Here is a 17,607-nt window from a genome sequence, read left to right as displayed (position 1 = left end):
GGCGGGCCGGTGGGGCGGGTGTCCCCGCTCCACCGGTCCCGGAAGTCGGCCGGCGGTCTCAGAGGTCGGCGAGGGCCGTGACCGGCGACTCCACGCAGTCCGCGACGAACCTCAGGAACCCGCCCGCCGTGCCGCCGTCGCACACCCGGTGGTCGAAGGCGAGCGTCAGCTGGGCGACCTTGCGCACGGCGAGCTGCCCGGCCACCGCCCACGGCCGGTCGATGATGCGGCCGATGCCGAGGATCGCGGCTTCCGGGTGGTTGATGATGGCGGCCGAGCCGTCGACGCCGAACACGCCGTAGTTGTTGACGGTGAACGTGCCGCCGGTCATCGCGGCGGGCGTGAGCCGGCCTTCCCGCGCCGACGCGGTGTGGGCGGCGATGGCGGCCGCGAGCTCGGCGGTGGTCAGGGACTGGGCGTCCCGCACCACCGGCACGACCAGGCCGCGGTCGGTCTGGGCGGCGAAGCCGAGGTTCACCCGGTCGAGGACGACGACCTCGTCACCCTCGACCCGGGAGTTCAGCTCGGGGAACTTCTTCAGGCCCAGCACGGCGAACCGGGCGAACAGCGCGAGCAGCGACACCGTCGGCATCGCGGCCCGTGCGGCGAGGAAGTCGGTGGCGTCGACGTCCACCCAGACGGTCGCCTCGGGGATCTCCCGGCGCGAGGTGGCCAACTTCGCCGCGACCGCGCCGCGCAGGCCGCGCAGGGGGATGCGCCGGTCGCCGGAGGGCGCGGCGTCATGGGCCGGGGCGGCGTCATGGGCCGCGGCCGGGTCGTGGGTCGGGTCCGGGGTGGTGCGGACGGCGAGTTCGCGTTCCACGTCCGCGCGCCGGATGACACCGCCCGGCCCGGTGCCGGCGATCCGGTCGAGCGCCAAGCCGCTGTCCCGCGCGAGCTGCCGCACGAGCGGGGAGATGACGGCGGGCGCGACCGCGCGACCGGTGTCCGACGGCGCGGGTTCGGGTGTGCCGAGTGGTGAACCCGGGTGCTCCGAACGGGGAAGACCCCGGTTCCGGGCGTAGGACGCGCGGGGGCGGCGTCGGCGCGGCGTCTCGGAGGTGCCGTAGCCGATCAGCACGTTGCCGCTGCCCGACTGCTCCGGCGCGCCCACGGTGAGCAGCACCGAGCCGACCGCCAGCTTCTCCCCCGGCTCGCCGAACCGCGCGCTCACCACGCCCTCGTACGGGCACGGCACCTCGACCACGGCCTTCGCCGTCTCCACCTCGACCACGGGCTGGTCGATCGACACCTCGTCGCCCACCGACACCAGCCAGGTGACGATCTCGCCCTCGGTCAGCCCCTCGCCCAGGTCGGGCAGCCGGAAGTCAGGCACCGTAGCTCCCCACGACCTCGTCGTCCCACTGCAACCGGGCGATCGCGTCCAGGATCCGGTCCACGCCCGGCAGGTGGTGCTCCTCCAGCTTCGGCGGCGGGTAGGGGATGTCGAACCCGGTCACCCGCAGCACCGGCGCGTGCAGGTGGTGGAAGCACCGCTCGGTCACCCGCGCCACGACCTCCGCGCCGTACCCGCCGAACCCGGACGCCTCGTGCACGACCACCGCGCGGCCGGTCTTCACCACCGAGGCGCACACCGTCTCGTCGTCGAACGGCGACAACGACCGCAGGTCCACGACCTCGACGTCCCAGCCCTCCTCCACCGCCGCCTCGGCCGTCTCCAACGCCGTCGCCACCATCGGCCCGTACGCGATCAAGGTGACGTCACGCCCGGGTCGCCGCACCAGCGCCCGGTCGAACCCGACCGAGGTCGCCGGGTCGAGCGCGCCCTTGGCCCAGTACCGCCGCTTCGGCTCCAGGAAGATCACCGGATCGGGCGAGTCGATCGAGTCGCGCAGCAGCCGGTAGGCGTCGTCGGGCGTGCCCGGCGTGACGACCCGCAGCCCCGGCGTGTGCGTGTAGTAGGCCTCCGACGAGTCGCAGTGGTGCTCGACCCCGCCGATGCCGCCGCCGTAGGGCACCCGGATCACGACCGGCAACGACACCCGGCCGCGGGTGCGGTTGCGCAGCTTGGCCAGGTGGCTGGTGATCTGCTCGAACGCCGGGTAGGCGAACGCGTCGAACTGCATCTCCACCACGGGCCGCAGCCCGTTCATCGCCATGCCGATGGCGGTGCCGACGATGCCGGACTCGGCCAGCGGCGTGTCGAACACCCGCTGCTCGCCGAACCGGGCGGCCAGCCCGTCGGTCACCCGGAACACGCCGCCGAGCGCGCCCACGTCCTCGCCGAACACGAGCACGGTCGGGTCGGCGGCCAACGCGTCGCCCAACGCCCGGTTCAGCGCGCCGGCCATGGAGACCTGCGTGGCCTGGGACGCCTGCGCGGACACCGCGGTCATGCCAGTTCCTCCCTCAGCGCCGCCGCCTGCTCCCGCAGGTGGCGGGGTGTGGTCGCGTAGACGTGCTCGAACAGCTCGTCGGGCGAGGGCACGACGTCGACGTTCAGCTTGGCCCGCACGGACGCCGCGAGCTCCTCCGCCTCGGCCGCCACCGCCGCGCGCCGCGCGTGGTCCAACAGCCCCCGCGAGACCAGGTACGCCTCCAGCCGGTCGACCGGGTCCCGGTCCAGCCACGCCGCGACCTCGTCGGACGTGCGGTAGCGGGTGGCGTCGTCGGCGTTGGTGTGCGCTTCGATCCGGTAGGTCAGCGCCTCGATCAACGTCGGCCCGCCGGACTCCACCGCCTCGCGCACGGCCGCGTACACGGCCGCCACGTCGTTGCCGTCCACCAGCACGGACGGCACGCCGTACCCGATGCCCTTGTGCGCCAACGACGGCGCGGCGTTCTGCTTGGACAGCGGCACGCTGATCGCGTAACCGTTGTTCTGCACCAGGAACACCACCGGCGGCCGCCACACGCCGGCGAAGTTCAGCGCCTCGTGCGTGTCGCCCTCGGAGGTCGCGCCGTCGCCGAGCATGACCAGCGCGGCGGTGTCCTCGCCCTTGAGCCGGGCGGCGTGCGCGAAGCCGACGGCGTGCAGCGTGTTGGTCGCCAGCGGGGTGCACTGGGGGCCGACGCGGTGCTCGTACGGGTCGTAGCCGAGGTGCCAGCCGCCCTGCAGCAGGGTCAGCGTCTCGGCCGGGTCGACGCCGCGGGTGACCAGGGCGACGGAGTCGCGGTAGGTCGGGAACAGCCAGTCGTCGGGGCGCAGCGCGAGCACCGCGCCGACCTCGCACGCCTCCTGGCCGCGTGAGGACGGGTAGACCGCGAGCCTGCCCTGCTTGGTCAGCGCGGTGGCCTGGGTGTCGAAGCGCCGGCCGAGGACCATCCGGCGGTGCAGCTCGACCAGCACGTCGTCATCGGGCATGGCCAGCGGCGAGTCGTCCACCGGCGTGCCGTCCTTGCGCAGCAGCGACAGCGGTTCGTCGCTGGGCAGCAACGTCCGCTCGGGCGCGCGGGTGCGGGCCATGGGCACCTCCGGGTGTCTCACTGGGCGAGATGGAGGGCATGGTCCAGCTCACAGCGGCCAATGTTCCAGATCCGGGCCCGGAATCCGGACGAACGGTTGCGCAGACGGGCTATTGTCGGCCGCATGACGGTCCGGGCTGGACATTCGGCGCCGCTCGACGAGCTCGACCGGCGCATCGTGGAGGAGCTGCGCGCGGACGGCAGGCTGTCGATGCGGGCGTTGGCGGAGAAGCTGCACATCTCGCGGGCGAGCGCGTACTCGCGGGTGGAGCGGCTGCACCGGGACGGCGTCCTCACCGGGTACGCCGCGGTGGTCGACCCGGAGCGCTACGGCTTCGGCATCTCCGCCTACGTGTACCTCAAGATCAGCCAGCACTCGTGGAAGGCGGTGCGGCAGCGGGTGATGGAGATCCCCGAGGTGTGGCACGGCGCGCTGGTGTCCGGCGACTACGACCTGGTGCTGCTGGTGCGCGCGCCGGACGCGCACAGCCTGCGCGACCTGGTGCTGTCGCGGTTGCAGACGATGCCGGACGTGACGTCCAGCCACACCGTGCTGATCCTGGACGAGCTACCGGCCGGCCGTGACGGTCACCAGCCGAAGTTCTGAGTCCAGTAGATGCCGTAGGAACCGCCGCGGGCCATGCCGACGCCCAACGTCTTGAGCTTGCAGTTCAGGATGTTGGCGCGGTGGCCCGGCGAGTCCATCCAGCCCTTGAGCACGGCCTCCGCGGTGCGCTGACCGGCGGCGATGTTCTCCGCGCCGGGTGACGGGTACCCGGCGGCCTTGACCCGGTCGACGAAGCTGCGGCCGTCCTTGGAGACGTGGTCGAAGTAGTTCTGCGCGGCCATGTCGGCGCTGTGGGCGCGGGCGGCGGCGGCCAGCCTGCCGTCTGCGGCCAGCGCGGGGCAGCCGTTCGCGGCGCGTTCGCCGTTGGTCAGCTCGACCACCTTCGCCTCGGCCAGCTCGACCTCGGTCCTGGTCGGCGCGGCGGGCGCGGGCGGCGGCGCCGGGACCTGCGCCTGCCGCGGCGGCTCGACGGTGGTCGTGGTCGTCGTCGTGGTGGTCGTGGCCGGTGGCGTCTCGGAGGTCGTGGTCACGGACGAGGACGGTGCGGCGTCCGACGAGGTGGCCGCCGTGCCGGCCGTGGTCGGCTCGACGTCCGGTTGGGGCGTGGTGCGCGCGGTGGCGGTGGCGCCGGCCGTGACGAGGGCCATCCCGTCCGGGTGCTCGCACCCGGCCAGGGCCAGCCCGGCGAGGACGACGACGACGGGCAGCACACTGCTCTTGCGCGACACGCGGAAAACCTCAATCTGCATTCGGCGGCATTTCGGGCGCGGCGACCGCGGTGCGCTTCTTCGCAGGGTAAGCGCACGCGGTCGCCGCACCGGAGTGGAACCGGGAGGACCGGGCAAGGGTGGGAGCGCCGCGGTCGACCTCAATTCCGTGAATAACCTTATCCCGGAATGCAGAACTGTCAACGGCCGATTATTTAAGGAACATTTAAAGGTCGCATCAGGCGCGGAAAAGGGACCGCGGGTCAGACTGGCTCTTCCGCGCGGCCGAGCCGGAGCTGGACCCGCGTGCCGCCCAGCGGCCCCCGGTCGACCACCAGGGAGCCGCCGGTGGACTCCGCCGCCCGGCGCGCGATGTCGAGGCCGAGCCCGGTCGAGCCCGCGCCGCTGCTGCCCCGCCGCAGCGCCGCCGCCAGGTCCTGGATGCCCGGCCCGGCGTCCTCGATCACGATGACCACGCGTTCCGGCTGGTGGAAGAGGGCCACGACGAACCCGACCCCCTCGGGCGTGTGCCGGAAGACGTTGCCGAGCACGGCGTCCATCGCGGCGGCGAGGTCGCTGCGGGTGAGCGGGACGAAAGCGGGCCGCTCGGTGCCGCGCAGGTTCCACAGCCGCTGCTGGTCGTCGGCGAGGGCGGACCAGAAGACCAGGCGGTCGTGCACGACCTGCGCCGCGTCGCACCGGCCGCCGTCGGGGTCGTCCAGCTCGCGGCGGGCGGCCCGGATGAGTTCGTTCACCTCGCGTTCCAGCGCGTGCACGGCCTGCCGGACGCGGTTGGCGCCCGGGTCCTGGCCGAGGGTTTCCGAATCGAGCCGCAACGCGGTGAGCGGGGTGCGCAAACGGTGCGAGAGGTCGGCCAGGATTTCGCGTTCGTTCGCCACCAGTTGGCCGATCCGGTCGGCCATCCGGTTGAACGCGGCGCCCGCGTCGAGCAATTCCGGCGGACCGGTCGGAGTGACCCTGGTGGCGAGATCGCCCTGGCCCATTTTGCGCGCGCCTTCGGCGAGGGCGGTCGACGCCCTGACGACCCGCGCGCCGAGGCGGTCGGCGACCAGCACCGAGCCGAGCACCAGCACGACGGCGACGCCGCTGAGCGCCAGCCACGCCTGCTCGACGCCCCGGGACAGCTCGGCGCGCGGCACGAACGCCTCCACCACCGCCACCCGGCCCTCGCCGAGCAGCACGGGCTGAAGGTGCACGAGACCGGCCGGTATCGGCTCGGTGGACGCCAGCCCCTGCTCCCGGGCGGTGCGGATCTGCCGGTCGGTCGCCACCGGCACGCCGACGACCTGGCCGTCGGCCAGGTGCACGGCGACCCGGCCGGCGGTGGCGGTGAGGGCCTGCCCGACGGACGCCGGGTCCGAGGTGATCACCAGGACCGGCGTGAGCGCGCCGGCGAGGCGTTCGGCGTCGGCGAGCGCGCGGTCCTCGGCGAGCTGGCGCACCACGAGGGCGAGCGGGATCAGGAACGCGAGCGCGACCATCGACGTGACGGCCAGCGAGACGAGGGCGAGCGACTTCCTCACTCGGCCGCCGTGAGCTTGAACCCGACACCGCGCACCGTGTGCAGGTAGCGGGGTTGGGCGGCGCGTTCGCCGAGCTTGCGGCGCAGCCAGGACAGGTGCACGTCCAGCGTCTGGTCGTCGTGCCTGCCGGGCAGGTTCCACAGGTTCGCCAGGAGCTCGCCGCGCGGCACCACCTTGCCCTCGCGCGCGGCGAGGTAGGCGAGGAGGTCGAACTCCTTGCGGGTGAGGTTCAGCTCGCGGCCGTCCAGGCGCGCTTCACGGCGGTCGGGGTCCACGGTGAGGCGGCCGACGCGGAAGGTGGCGGGCGCGGCGTCCTTGCGCGCGCGCCGGAGCACGGCGGAGAGCCGGGCGGCGAGGTGCTCGCTGGAGAACGGCTTGACGAGGTAGTCGTCGGCGCCGGCGTTGAGCAGGCGGACGATCTCGCTCTCGTCGTCGCGGGCGGTGGCGACGATGACCGGCACGTCGCACACGCCGCGCATCATGCGCAGGGCGTCCGCGCCGTCCATGTCGGGCAGGCCGAGGTCGAGCACGACCAGGTCGAACGCGCCGCCGGTGATCTCGCGCAACGCCTCCAACGCCGTGCCGACGGGCAGCACCGCGTGCCCGAGCCCGGTCAGCGCCCGGGTCACCGCCGACCGCACCACCGGGTCGTCCTCGACGAGCAGCACCGAGACCATGGCGCGCACCGTAACGCGATCGGGTGACTTCCTCGCCGCTCCCCCGGCGCTACCGGCGCTACCGGCGCACCGAGCCCGCCGCCCGGTCGGGTTCGGGGAGGAAGAGCCCGTCGAGCAGCACGGGGATCGCGCGGCGCGGGTCGGGGGTCAGGTCCACGGCCGCCTGGAGCATCGTCAGCACCACCACGACGTCGTCGAGCACGATGTCGTGGCGCAGGTGGCCCGCCGCCCGGGAGCGGTCGAACGGCCCGCGCAGCACGTCCAGCAGCCGCCGCACGTGCCCGCGCCGGTCGGGTTCGGGGAAGCGGCGCAGCGCGTCCACCAGCGGGCGCATCGACACCTGGTAGGCCATCACGGCCTGGAGCAGCGCGCGGAACGCGGCGGGGTCGTCGGCGTCGCGCCCGGCCGCCTCCACCAGCAGCCCCAGGTGCTCGCGCGCCACCGTGAGCAGCAACGTGCGGCGGTCGGGGAAGTGCCGGTACACCGTCGCCTGGCCGAGGCCGGTGAGGCGGGCGATGCGCGCCGGTGACGGCGTCGTGCCGCGCAGGACCAGCTCCTCGGCCGCGCGGATGATCGACGCCCGGTTCCTCAGGGCGTCGCTGCGGCGCGGAACGGTCATGGCGGCACCCCGACGAAGCAGTCCAGGTTACTCGCAGGTAATGAGAATAGCACCGACTGTGATCCCTCGGAACGGCTTCGTAACGTCGTCGGTCTGCCGCCTTCACGCAGGTGACGTTTCGAGGAAGGACTGGACGTGCGCGGACGTCTTCTCAGGGTCGTGTGCGCGGTGCTGCCCGCCGCCCTGGCCGTCATGCTCACCTCGACCGCGGCCCAGGCCGCCGCCCCGGTCGACTACGTCGCCCTCGGCGACTCGTACTCCTCCGGCACGGGCGCGCCGCCGTACCTCAGCGGGTCGTGCTACCGCAGTTCCCGCGGGTACGCCCAGCTGTGGGCGAACACGCACGAGGTGTCGTCGTTCAAGTACGCCGCCTGCGGCGGGGCCACCACGCAGAGCATGACCGACCAGTTCGCCTCGCTCGACGCGGGCACGGACCTGGTCTCGATCACCATCGGGGGCAACGACGTCGGGTTCGCCAACACCATGATCACCTGCGTCACGGGCAGCGACACGAGCTGCGTCAACGCCGTGAACGCGGGCATCGAGACCGCGCGCACCACGTTGCCCGGTCGGCTCGACGCCACGTACGCCACGATCCGCGACCGCGCGCCGAACGCCACCGTGGTCGTCCTGGGCTACCCGCACCTCGTGGAGCCGAACGGCTCGTGCATGAGCGCGACCAAGCGCACGGCGCTCAACCGGGGCTCCGACGACCTGCACGCGGTGATCTCGGCCCGGGCCGCGGCCGCCGGCGCCCGCTACGTCGACGCCCGCGCCCACTTCGCGGGCCACGGCGCGTGCGGCAGCTCGCCGTGGATCAACTCGTTCTCCCTGTTCCGCCTGGCGGAGTCGTTCCACCCCAACGCCACCGGCTACAGCCAGGGCTACCTCCCCCTGCTGAACTCCGCCACCTCCTGACCCCCGAGAGTCCAACCTCCACGGCGCGAGAGTCGTACCTCCACGGCGCGAGAGTCCAACGTTCACGGCACCTGAATTCAACGCTCAGACACCGACCGCTCGGCGTGAGCGTTGAACTCGGGGTGTCTGAACGTTGGACTCTCGCGCCGTGAACGTCGGACTCTCGCGGCCTGGAGGTTGGACTCTCGTGGCCTGGAGGTACGACTCTCGCGGTTCCGCCGGCAGGATGTGCCCGTGACCAGGGGCCTGCAGTACTTCGCCGCGTGGTCGGCGTCGACCGCGGTCGCGGTGGTGTTGTCCTGGCTGGGCATCCGGTTCGTGCTGGACGCGGGCGCACCCGAACGGCCGCGCGTCGTCGCCGGACCCACGCAGTCGTCGGCCGTCGCGAGCGCCACCACCACGACCACCACCGCCGTGCCCATCACCACGACGACCACGGTCGCGGTGATCGCGACCGTGGCGCCGACCACGACGACCACCCCGCCCGCGCCGACGACCACCACCACGACCACGCAGCCCCTGCCCTCCGAGAACGGCACGTGGACCGAGCGCAACGGCGAAGCGGTCTACCTGCGCAGCTTCACGCTGCACGGCGGCGTCGCCGCGGTCAGCTTCTCCGCCAAGGACATCGAGCCCATCTCGGCCACGCCGCGCCAGGGCTTCGCCGCCACCGTCGAGCAGCCCGCGGACGCCGTCGTGGTCGAGTTCACCAGCGCCGCCGGCCACCGGTCCCGGCTGGAGGCCACCTGGGTCGGCGGGCCGCAGTGGCGGATCGTGGAAACCGGCTGACCTCGCGACGCCGCCCTGCCGCGCGCTTGCCAGGATGCTGAAGTAGGTAATAAAGTACGGCTTCACTATGAAGCCGGTAACGAACGACTTCCGACCCGACCAGGACGGCACCCTCTACGACTCGCGGGTCAGGACCGCGATGACCCTGTTCACCCGAGGTGGCGACACCGCGGCGTTCGAGGCCGCCGCCGCCGTGCGCACCGCCCACCACGCCGTGGAACGCCTGCGGTCGCGCGGCACCGACAGCCGCGGGCTGAGCGCCGGCGCGCTGGACGTGCTCGTGCGCCTGAGCACCACCCCCGACGACGGCATGACGCTCGGCGCCCTCGCGCGCTCGGCCGGCGTCAGCGCGCGCAACGTCACCGGACTGGTCGACACCCTCGAACGGGACGGCCTGGTGGCACGCGAGCCCGACCCCACCGACCGGCGCTCCGTCCTCGCCCGGATCACGCCGACCGGCCAGGAGTGGCTCGACGCCTTCCGCCGGCCGTCCCAGGTCGCGATGGAGGCGATCTTCCGCGGCTTCACGCCCGCCGACCTGACCGCGCTGCGCCACCTCTGCCTCCGGCTGGCGGACAACCAGCGCCTGATCGAAGAGCACCTGGACCGGACGACCGGCTAGGAAGCGCGCACCCGGCGCACCGCTCGGTGCGCCGTCAGGCGGCACGGGACGGCACCGCGGCCGCGGCCGAACCGACCACCGCGCCCACTCCGGGCAGCACCGCGCCCCGCCGATCACCGCCACCCCTGATTCGTCAGCCGGGAGTCGATCACCCGCTCCCCGACGGGCGGCACGCCCCCGCTGTCCAGCCCTTCACCCGTTCGCGGCCGGGACACCACCCGTTAGCCGAGTGGTGGTTCGATCACGGTCATGACGCACCCGGGCGAACCGCACCACGACCTCTCCGGCCGCCTCAACTGGCTGCGCGCCGGCGTCCTCGGCGCCAACGACGGCATCGTGTCGACGGCGGGGCTCGTGGTCGGTGTCGCGGGCGCCACGGCCGACCGCGCCACGATCCTCGCGGCGGGCGTCGCCGGGCTCGTCGCGGGCTCGCTGTCGATGGCGGGCGGCGAGTACGTGTCGGTCAGCACCCAGCGGGACACCGAGCGGGCCGCGCTCAAGCTGGAGGAACGCGAGCTGCGCGAGATGCCCGAAGAGGAGGAGCGGGAGCTCGCCGGCATCTACCAGGACAAGGGGCTGTCCGAGGACCTGGCCGCGCAGGTCGCCCGCGAGCTGACCGAGCAGGACGCCCTGCGCGCGCACGCCGAGGCCGAGCTGCAGATCGACCCGGACAACCTGACCAGCCCGTGGCAGGCCGCGTGGGCGTCGCTGGTGGCGTTCGCGGCCGGCGCGCTGATCCCGCTGGTCGCGATCGTGCTGCCGCCGACGGGGTGGCGGGTGTGGGCGTGCGCGGTGGCCGTGCTGGTCGGCCTGGCGCTGACCGGGGTGGTCAGCGCCCGCCTCGGGTCGAGCCGCCCGGGCCGCGCGGTGCGCCGCAACGTGGTCGTCGGGTCACTCACGATGATCGTCACGTACTACGTCGGTCTCCTGTTCGGCGTAGCGGTCGGCTGACCGCGATCACGCTCCGCGCACACCCCTGGGAGTTGTCGAAAAAAAGTCACCACCCGGAGGTGTGAGGTACGCAAAGTGCGGGTACTCGCAGCCGACTTGTCGACGTCGAGCGCGACAGGCCCGGACCGGAGGTGCGCGCCGTGATCCACCCACCGACTTCCCTGCTCGTCCTGCGTGGCGAGAAGGCCGAGCGGCGGCTCTGGGCGCTGCTGGCCGCGCTGTTCGCGCTGGTCGCGGGCGTCAACGTGATCTTGGCCGTGAGCGAGGCCGCGTGGTGGCAGGGCGCGCTCGCGACCCTGTGCCTCGTCGTCGCGGTGGGCTGCGGGCGGGCGTCCAGAAGAGCCCACCGCTGACTTCATTCTGCACTGAAGCTACGAAATTCAGCGAAACTCTAGTCCGACCGGGTGTACCGCGTTGGTCACAACGGCGTCAAGTGGTGGTGTGATTCACCACGACGCCCTGTCGGACTAGAGCCATAACCGCGAATTCACACTATCGTCACAAGACCCCGGCAATCCCGGTGCACCGCCAAGCGCTCCCGAGCGGCCCCATCCGGTCGCGAGGCGCGCACGAGGAAGTGCAGTTCTCCCGCACAACGGAGTGCGGAACCCACGCCGAAGATCTCTCGGGCGTGGATCCACAGCCAGTACCTGCAGGCCGAGTTGTCCGCGTAAAGCCGCGCGCGGGCGTTCGGCCGTCTCCGTATGCCCGGACGACGCCACGGGAGGGCCCGTTGTGACCCACCACCGCAAGCCTGCCGAAAGCAGGCTTCCCGGCCTTTACGACCCGCAGTACGAGCACGACGCCTGCGGTGTCGCGTTCGTCGCCGACCTGGCCGGTCGCAGAAACCACGCGATCGTCAGCCAGGCCCTGGTCGCGCTGCGCAACCTCGAACACCGGGGTGCCCGCGGCGCGGAACCCGAAACCGGTGACGGCGCGGGCATCCTGATCCAGGTGCCCGACGCGTTCTACCGCGAGGTCGTCGGCTTCCCCCTGCCCGAGCCCGGCGGCTACGCGGTCGGCACCGCGTTCCTCCCCCAGGGGGGCCAGGACGAGGTCAAGGCCGAAGTCGAGCGCATCGCCGCCGAAGAGGGCGCGACCGTCCTCGGGTGGCGCGAGCTGCCGGTCGACACCGACCACGTCGGCCCGACCGCGAAGACCACCATGCCCGCGTTCAGCCAGCTCTTCCTCAGCGGAGCGGAAGGGCTGGAGCTGGAGCGGCTGGCGTTCGTGGTGCGCAAGCGCGTGGAGCACGCGACGGACGTGTACTTCCCGAGCCTGTCCGGCCGGACCATCGTCTACAAGGGCATGCTCACCGAGCCCCAGGTGGAGAAGTTCTTCCCCGACCTGACCGACGAGCGGGTCACCAGCTCGATCGGCCTGGTGCACTCGCGGTTCTCCACCAACACGTTCCCGTCGTGGCCGCTGGCCCACCCGTACCGGTACGTGGCGCACAACGGCGAGATCAACACGTTGCGCGGCAACCGGAACTGGATGGACGCGCGCGAGTCGGTGCTCGCCACCGACCTGATCCCCGGCGACCTGTCGCGGGTCTTCCCGGTCATCACGCGGGGCGCCAGCGACTCGGCGACGTTCGACGAGGTGCTGGAGCTGCTGCACCTGGGCGGGCGCAGCCTGCCGCACGCGGTGCTGATGATGATCCCCGAGGCGTGGGAGAACCACGCCGAGATGGACGCGCAACGGCGCGCGTTCTACGAGTTCCACTCCACGCTCATGGAGCCGTGGGACGGTCCGGCGCTGGTGTCGTTCACCGACGGCACGCTCATCGGCGCGGTGCTCGACCGCAACGGCCTGCGGCCGGCCCGGTACTGGGTCACCGAGGACGGCCTGGTCGTGCTCGGCAGCGAGGCGGGCGTGCTGGAGTTCGACCCGGCCACGATCGTGCGCAAGGGCCGGTTGGAGCCGGGCCGGATGTTCCTGGTCGACACCGCCCAGGGGCGGATCATCGACGACGAGGAGATCAAGGGCCAGCTCGCGGCCGAGCACCCCTACCAGGAGTGGGTGGCCGACGGCGTCCTGCACCTGGCCGACCTCCCGGCGCGCGAGCGCGAGGTGCCGACGCACTCGTCCCTGGTGCGCCGTCAGCAGGCGTTCGGCTACACGGAAGAGGAAATGGCGCTGCTGCTGCGCCCGATGGCGCGCTCCGGCGCGGAACCGATCGGCTCGATGGGCAACGACGCGCCCTTCGCGCCGCTGTCGGACCGGCCGCGGCAGCTGTTCGACTACTTCACGCAGCTGTTCGCCCAGGTGACCAACCCGCCGCTGGACGCGATCCGCGAGGAGCTGGTGACCTCGCTGCACGCCACCCTCGGCGCGGAGCCGAACCTGCTGTCGGTGGACGCCACGTCGTGCCGCCGGATCTCGCTGCCGTTCCCGGTGCTGGACAACGACGAGCTGGCCAAGCTCGTGCACGTGGACGACGACGGCACGCTGCCGGAGTTCCGCACGTTCACCGTCCGCGGCCTCTACGAGGTGGCGGGCGGCGGCGAGGCGCTGGTGCGGCGGCTGGACGAGATCCGGGCCGAGGTGTCGCGGGCGATCGAGGACGGCGCGCGGCTCGTCGTGCTGTCCGACCGGGACGTCGACCAGGAGCACGCGCCGATCCCGTCGCTGCTGCTGACCGGCGCGGTGCACCACCACCTGGTGCGCGAGAAGACCCGCACCCAGGTGGACCTGATCGTGGAGGCGGGCGACGCCCGCGAGGTGCACCACATCGCGCTGCTCGTCGGCTACGGCGCGAAGGCGGTGAACCCGTACCTGGCCATGGCGTCGGTCGAGGAGCTGCCGGACGTCGAGCCGGAGGTCGCGACCCGCAACCTGATCAAGGCGCTGGGCAAGGGCGTGCGCAAGGCGATGTCCAAGATGGGCGTCTCCACCGTGGCGTCCTACACCGGCGCGCAGATCTTCGAGGCGATCGGCCTCGGTGACGAGGTCGTGGACACGTGCTTCACCGGCACCACCTCGCGGTTGGGCGGCATCGGCTTCGACGTCATCGCCGAGGAAGTGGCGCGGCGGCACCGGGTGGCGTTCCCGGCCGACGGCGTCCGGGCGCACCACCGCGAGCTGGCGGTCGGCGGCGAGTACCAGTGGCGCCGCGAGGGCGAGGCGCACCTGTTCAACCCGCAGACGGTGTTCAAGCTCCAGCACTCCACCCGCACCGGTCGTTACGACATCTTCAAGGAGTACACGCGGGGCGTGGACGAGCAGGCCAAGCGGCTGATGACGCTGCGGGGGCTGTTCGCGTTCAAGGAGGGCGTGCGCGAGCCGGTGCCGATCGACGAGGTCGAGCCGGTCTCGTCCATCGTGAAGCGGTTCGCCACCGGCGCCATCTCCTACGGCTCCATCTCGCAGGAGATGCACGAGGTGCTGGCCATCGCGATGAACCGGCTGGGCGCGAAGTCCAACACCGGCGAGGGCGGTGAGGACGCCGACCGGTTCACCCCCGACGCGAACGGCGACTCGCGGCGCTCGGCGATCAAGCAGGTGGCGTCGGGCCGGTTCGGCGTGACGAGCGAGTACCTGGTCAACGCCGACGACATCCAGATCAAGATGGCGCAGGGCGCGAAGCCCGGCGAGGGCGGGCAGCTGCCCGGCGCGAAGGTGTACCCGTGGATCGCCAAGACCCGGCACTCCACGCCGGGCGTCGGCCTGATCTCGCCGCCGCCGCACCACGACATCTACTCGATCGAGGACCTGGCGCAGCTCATCCACGACCTGAAGAACGCCAACCCGGCGGCGCGCATCCACGTGAAGCTCGTCTCCGAGGTCGGCGTCGGCACGGTCGCGGCGGGCGTGTCCAAGGCGCACGCGGACGTCGTGCTGATCTCCGGGCACGACGGCGGCACCGGCGCCTCTCCCCTGTCGTCCATCAAGCACGCGGGCGGGCCGTGGGAGCTGGGCCTGGCCGAGACGCAGCAGACGCTGCTGGCCAACCGGCTGCGCGACCGGATCGTGGTGCAGACCGACGGCCAGCTCAAGACCGGGCGCGACGTGGTGATCGCGGCGCTGCTCGGCGCGGAGGAGTTCGGCTTCGCCACCGCTCCCCTGGTCGTGTCGGGCTGCATCATGATGCGGGTCTGCCACCTGGACACCTGCCCGGTCGGCGTGGCCACGCAGAACCCGGTGCTGCGGGCGAAGTTCGCGGGCAAGGCCGAGCACGTGGTGAACTTCTTCGAGTTCGTCGCGCAGGAGGTCCGGGAGCTGTTGGCGCAGCTGGGCTTCCGCACCCTGGCCGAGGCGGTCGGGCACGCGGACCTGCTCGACACGCGGGCCGCGGTCGACCACTGGAAGGCGGCCGGGCTCGACCTGTCGCCGATCTTCCACGTCCCGTCGCTGCCCGAGGGCGCGGCGCGGCACCGCACCACCTCCCAGGACCACGGTCTGGACAAGGCGCTGGACAACACGCTGATCCAGCTCGCCGAGGGCGCGATCGCCTCCGGTGACCGGGTGCGGCTGGAACTGCCGGTGCGCAACGTCAACCGCACCGTCGGCACCATGCTCGGCTCCGCGGTGACCAAGCGGTGGGGCGGCGAGGGCCTGCCCGACGACACGATCGACATCACGTTCACCGGCACCGCCGGGCAGTCGTTCGGGGCGTTCGTGCCGCGCGGCATCACGTTGCGGCTCATCGGCGACGCGAACGACTACGTGGCCAAGGGCCTGTCGGGCGGGCGGGTCGTCGTCCGGCCGGTGCCCGACGCGCAGTTCGCCGCCGAGCAGCACATCATCGCCGGCAACGTGATCGGCTACGGCGCGACCGGTGGCGAGATCTTCCTGCGCGGCAAGGTCGGCGAGCGGTTCTGCGTGCGCAACTCGGGCGCGCTGGCCGTCGTCGAGGGCGTCGGCGACCACGGTTGCGAGTACATGACCGGTGGCCGGGTGGTGGTGCTCGGCGCGACCGGCCGCAACTTCGCCGCGGGCATGTCCGGCGGCATCGCCTACGTGCTGGACGCGGCGGTGCCGCGGGTCAACCCGGAGATGGTGGACCTGGACCCGCTGGACGAGGCGGACCGCGAGTTCCTGCGGCAGGCCGTGGAGAAGCACTACCTGGAGACGGACTCGGCGGTGGCGCACGCGCTGCTGGCCGACTGGGACCTCGCGGCGGACCGGTTCACCAAGGTCATGCCGAAGGACTACAAGCGGGTGCTGGCGGCACAGGCCCGGGCCGTGCTGGAGGGCCGGGACGTCAACGAAGCGATCATGGAGGCGTCTCATGGCTGACCCTCGTGGGTTCCTCACCACCGAGCGTGAGACACCGCGCAGCCGCCCGGTGTTCCTGCGCCTGCGCGACTGGCGCGAGGTGTACGAGGAGTTCGAGCGGCCCAAGCTGGAGAAGCAGGCCGGCCGGTGCATGGACTGCGGCATCCCGTTCTGCCACCAGGGCTGTCCGCTGGGGAACCTGATCCCCGAGTGGAACAACCTGGTGTGGAGCGACGACTGGCGCAAGGCGGCGGACCGGCTGCACGCCACGAACAACTTCCCGGAGTTCACCGGGACGTTGTGCCCGGCGCCGTGCGAGGCCGCGTGCGTGGTGGGGATCAACGGCGATCCCGTCACCATCAAGCGGGTCGAGATCTCCATCGTCGACCGGGCGTGGGACGAGGGCTGGGTCACGCCCCAGCTGCCCGCCGCGCGCACCGGCCGCTCGGTGGCGGTGGTGGGTTCCGGGCCGGCGGGCCTGGCCGCCGCGCAGCAGCTGACCCGGGCCGGGCACGACGTGACGGTGCTGGAGCGGGCCGACGCGATCGGCGGCCTGCTGCGCTACGGCATCCCCGAGTTCAAGATGGAGAAGTGGCGGCTGGACCGCCGGCTGGACCAGATGCGGGCCGAGGGCACCGAGTTCCGGACGAACGTGAACGTCGGCGTCGACGTCACGGTCGAGGAGCTGCGGGAGACCTACGACGCGGTGGTGCTGGCCGGCGGCGCGACGGCGTGGCGCGACCTGCCGGTGGCCGGCCGCGCCCTCACCGGCGTCCACCAGGCGATGGAGTACCTGCCGGGCGCGAACCGGGTGGCGCGCGGCGAGCTGGACGCGCCGCCGATCACCGCGGAGGGCAAGCACGTCGTCGTCATCGGCGGCGGCGACACCGGCGCGGACTGCGTCGGCACGGCCCACCGCCAGGGCGCGTTGTCGGTGACGCAGCTGGAGATCATGCCCCGGCCGCCGGAGAAGCGGGCCGAGGCGCACCCGTGGCCGACCTACCCGATGCTGTACCGGGTCACGTCGGCGCACGAGGAGGGCGGCGAGCGCCTGTACTCCGTGTCGACCGTGGAGTTCCTCGGCGACGACGAGGGCGCGGTGCGGGCGTTGAAGCTGGTCGAGGTCGAGGCGTCCGGCGGTCGGTTCGAGCCGGTGCCCGGCAGCGAGCGGGAGATCCCGGCGCAGCTGGTGACGCTGGCGATGGGCTTCGTCGGCCCGGAGAGGGACGGCCTGCTCACCGAGCTGGGCGTCGACCTCGACGCGCGGGGCAACGTGGCGCGGGACGAGGAGTTCGCGACCTCGGTCGACGGCGTGTTCGTGGCCGGCGACATGGGCCGCGGCCAGTCGCTGATCGTGTGGGCCATCGCCGAGGGCCGCTCGGCCGCCGCCGGCGTGGACGCCTACCTGACGGGCCGCGCCGTGCTGCCCAGGCCGATCGAGCCGACCGACCGGCCGCTCGTGTGACTCGTCCCCGGCCGCACAGCGCCGTGCGGCCGGGGACGCCCTTCCCGCGTGGCCGGACAGCGTGGTCCGGCCACGCGGGTCGGTCGACCCGGCACGCGCCG

15 protein-coding genes are annotated in these 17,607 nt (G+C 72.6%); 8 read left to right on the top strand and 7 right to left on the bottom strand.

All coding sequences use genetic code 11. The features are described from left to right. Positions 1-58: 58 nt before the first annotated feature. From EDD40_RS39240 to EDD40_RS39230, 3 genes are read right to left on the bottom strand one after another with little or no spacing between them, the layout of a single operon-like run. Positions 59-1,336 carry a dihydrolipoamide acetyltransferase family protein gene (locus tag EDD40_RS39240; protein WP_123747367.1) on the bottom strand — a complete coding sequence of 426 codons (1,278 nt, stop codon included), beginning with the start codon at positions 1,334-1,336 and terminating at the stop codon, positions 59-61. Then, a complete protein-coding gene (locus tag EDD40_RS39235; RefSeq protein WP_123747366.1) occupies positions 1,329-2,357 on the bottom strand; it encodes an alpha-ketoacid dehydrogenase subunit beta in 1,029 nt (342 codons plus the stop codon). Before EDD40_RS39235 ends, EDD40_RS39240 begins: the two co-directional genes overlap by 8 nt. Beyond that, positions 2,354-3,427 (bottom strand): thiamine pyrophosphate-dependent dehydrogenase E1 component subunit alpha, encoded by a 1,074-nt coding sequence (locus EDD40_RS39230; protein WP_123747365.1) that lies wholly within the window; start codon positions 3,425-3,427, stop codon positions 2,354-2,356. Before EDD40_RS39230 ends, EDD40_RS39235 begins: the two co-directional genes overlap by 4 nt. 123 nt (positions 3,428-3,550) lie before the next feature. On the opposite strand from EDD40_RS39230, the gene EDD40_RS39225 reads away from it, so the two are divergent. Continuing rightward, complete coding sequence (locus EDD40_RS39225; protein ID WP_123747364.1) at positions 3,551-4,033, top strand: Lrp/AsnC family transcriptional regulator; 483 nt, start codon at positions 3,551-3,553, stop codon at positions 4,031-4,033. On the opposite strand, the gene EDD40_RS39220 is transcribed toward EDD40_RS39225, so the two are convergent. From EDD40_RS39220 to EDD40_RS39205, 4 genes are all read right to left on the bottom strand, one after another. Next, entirely contained in the window at positions 4,015-4,743 is a 729-nt protein-coding gene (locus EDD40_RS39220; protein ID WP_123747363.1) for a CAP domain-containing protein, read from the bottom strand. The two genes, EDD40_RS39225 and EDD40_RS39220, sit on opposite strands and share 19 nt — an antisense overlap. 221 nt (positions 4,744-4,964) lie before the next feature. Beyond that, positions 4,965-6,245, bottom strand: coding sequence for a HAMP domain-containing sensor histidine kinase (locus EDD40_RS39215; RefSeq protein WP_123747362.1), 1,281 nt, complete (start codon positions 6,243-6,245; stop codon positions 4,965-4,967). Continuing rightward, complete coding sequence (locus EDD40_RS39210; protein ID WP_123747361.1) at positions 6,242-6,922, bottom strand: response regulator transcription factor; 681 nt, start codon at positions 6,920-6,922, stop codon at positions 6,242-6,244. The genes EDD40_RS39215 and EDD40_RS39210 overlap by 4 nt, the downstream gene beginning before the upstream one ends. Positions 6,923-6,980: 58 nt before the next feature. Then, positions 6,981-7,541 (bottom strand): TetR/AcrR family transcriptional regulator, encoded by a 561-nt coding sequence (locus EDD40_RS39205; RefSeq protein WP_123747360.1) that lies wholly within the window; start codon positions 7,539-7,541, stop codon positions 6,981-6,983. Positions 7,542-7,676: 135 nt separating this feature from the next. Here EDD40_RS39205 and EDD40_RS39200 point away from each other — a divergent pair, with 135 nt between their 5' ends. The 7 genes from EDD40_RS39200 to EDD40_RS39170 all read left to right on the top strand — a co-directional run bounded on the left by EDD40_RS39200 (position 7,677) and on the right by EDD40_RS39170 (position 17,506). Beyond that, positions 7,677-8,459 (top strand): SGNH/GDSL hydrolase family protein, encoded by a 783-nt coding sequence (locus EDD40_RS39200; protein WP_236594256.1) that lies wholly within the window; start codon positions 7,677-7,679, stop codon positions 8,457-8,459. A 234-nt stretch (positions 8,460-8,693) separates the two neighbouring features. Next, positions 8,694-9,248: a hypothetical protein gene (locus EDD40_RS39195; RefSeq protein WP_123747359.1), complete on the top strand. Its 555-nt coding sequence runs from the start codon at positions 8,694-8,696 to the stop codon at positions 9,246-9,248. Positions 9,249-9,315: 67 nt separating this feature from the next. Further along, positions 9,316-9,870, top strand: coding sequence for a MarR family winged helix-turn-helix transcriptional regulator (locus EDD40_RS39190; RefSeq protein WP_123747358.1), 555 nt, complete (start codon positions 9,316-9,318; stop codon positions 9,868-9,870). Between the two features lie 249 nt (positions 9,871-10,119). After that, the gene (locus EDD40_RS39185; RefSeq protein WP_123747357.1) at positions 10,120-10,821 is read left to right on the top strand and encodes a VIT1/CCC1 transporter family protein; all 702 of its coding nucleotides are present in this window, start codon (positions 10,120-10,122) and stop codon (positions 10,819-10,821) included. A 140-nt stretch (positions 10,822-10,961) separates the two neighbouring features. Further along, the gene (locus EDD40_RS39180) at positions 10,962-11,174 is read left to right on the top strand and encodes a hypothetical protein (protein WP_148089060.1); all 213 of its coding nucleotides are present in this window, start codon (positions 10,962-10,964) and stop codon (positions 11,172-11,174) included. Positions 11,175-11,556: 382 nt separating this feature from the next. After that, entirely contained in the window at positions 11,557-16,062 is a 4,506-nt protein-coding gene (gltB, locus tag EDD40_RS39175; protein WP_123747355.1) for a glutamate synthase large subunit, read from the top strand. Continuing rightward, positions 16,055-17,506 (top strand): glutamate synthase subunit beta, encoded by a 1,452-nt coding sequence (locus EDD40_RS39170; RefSeq protein ID WP_123747354.1) that lies wholly within the window; start codon positions 16,055-16,057, stop codon positions 17,504-17,506. The genes gltB and EDD40_RS39170 overlap by 8 nt, the downstream gene beginning before the upstream one ends. Positions 17,507-17,607 lie beyond the last annotated feature (101 nt).

Source organism: Saccharothrix texasensis, assembly GCF_003752005.1.
In the GTDB taxonomy this organism is placed as follows: Bacteria; Actinomycetota; Actinomycetes; order Mycobacteriales; family Pseudonocardiaceae; genus Actinosynnema; species Actinosynnema texasense.
Note: the sequence above shows the minus strand (reverse complement) of the source record. Positions and strands in the feature narration are given on the sequence as shown.

Bases quoted from the DNA above. Each gene is read 5' to 3' on its own strand.
- EDD40_RS39235 (WP_123747366.1), bottom strand. From the start codon at position 2,357: ATGACCGCGGTGTCCGCGCAGGCGTCCCAGGCCACGCAGGTCTCCATG.
- EDD40_RS39230 (WP_123747365.1), bottom strand. From the start codon at position 3,427: ATGGCCCGCACCCGCGCGCCCGAGCGGACGTTGCTGCCCAGCGACGAA.
- EDD40_RS39225 (WP_123747364.1), top strand. From the start codon at position 3,551: ATGACGGTCCGGGCTGGACATTCGGCGCCGCTCGACGAGCTCGACCGG.
- EDD40_RS39220 (WP_123747363.1), bottom strand. From the start codon at position 4,743: ATGCAGATTGAGGTTTTCCGCGTGTCGCGCAAGAGCAGTGTGCTGCCC.
- EDD40_RS39210 (WP_123747361.1), bottom strand. From the start codon at position 6,922: ATGGTCTCGGTGCTGCTCGTCGAGGACGACCCGGTGGTGCGGTCGGCG.
- EDD40_RS39205 (WP_123747360.1), bottom strand. From the start codon at position 7,541: ATGACCGTTCCGCGCCGCAGCGACGCCCTGAGGAACCGGGCGTCGATC.
- EDD40_RS39190 (WP_123747358.1), top strand. From the start codon at position 9,316: ATGAAGCCGGTAACGAACGACTTCCGACCCGACCAGGACGGCACCCTC.
- EDD40_RS39185 (WP_123747357.1), top strand. From the start codon at position 10,120: ATGACGCACCCGGGCGAACCGCACCACGACCTCTCCGGCCGCCTCAAC.
- EDD40_RS39170 (WP_123747354.1), top strand. From the start codon at position 16,055: ATGGCTGACCCTCGTGGGTTCCTCACCACCGAGCGTGAGACACCGCGC.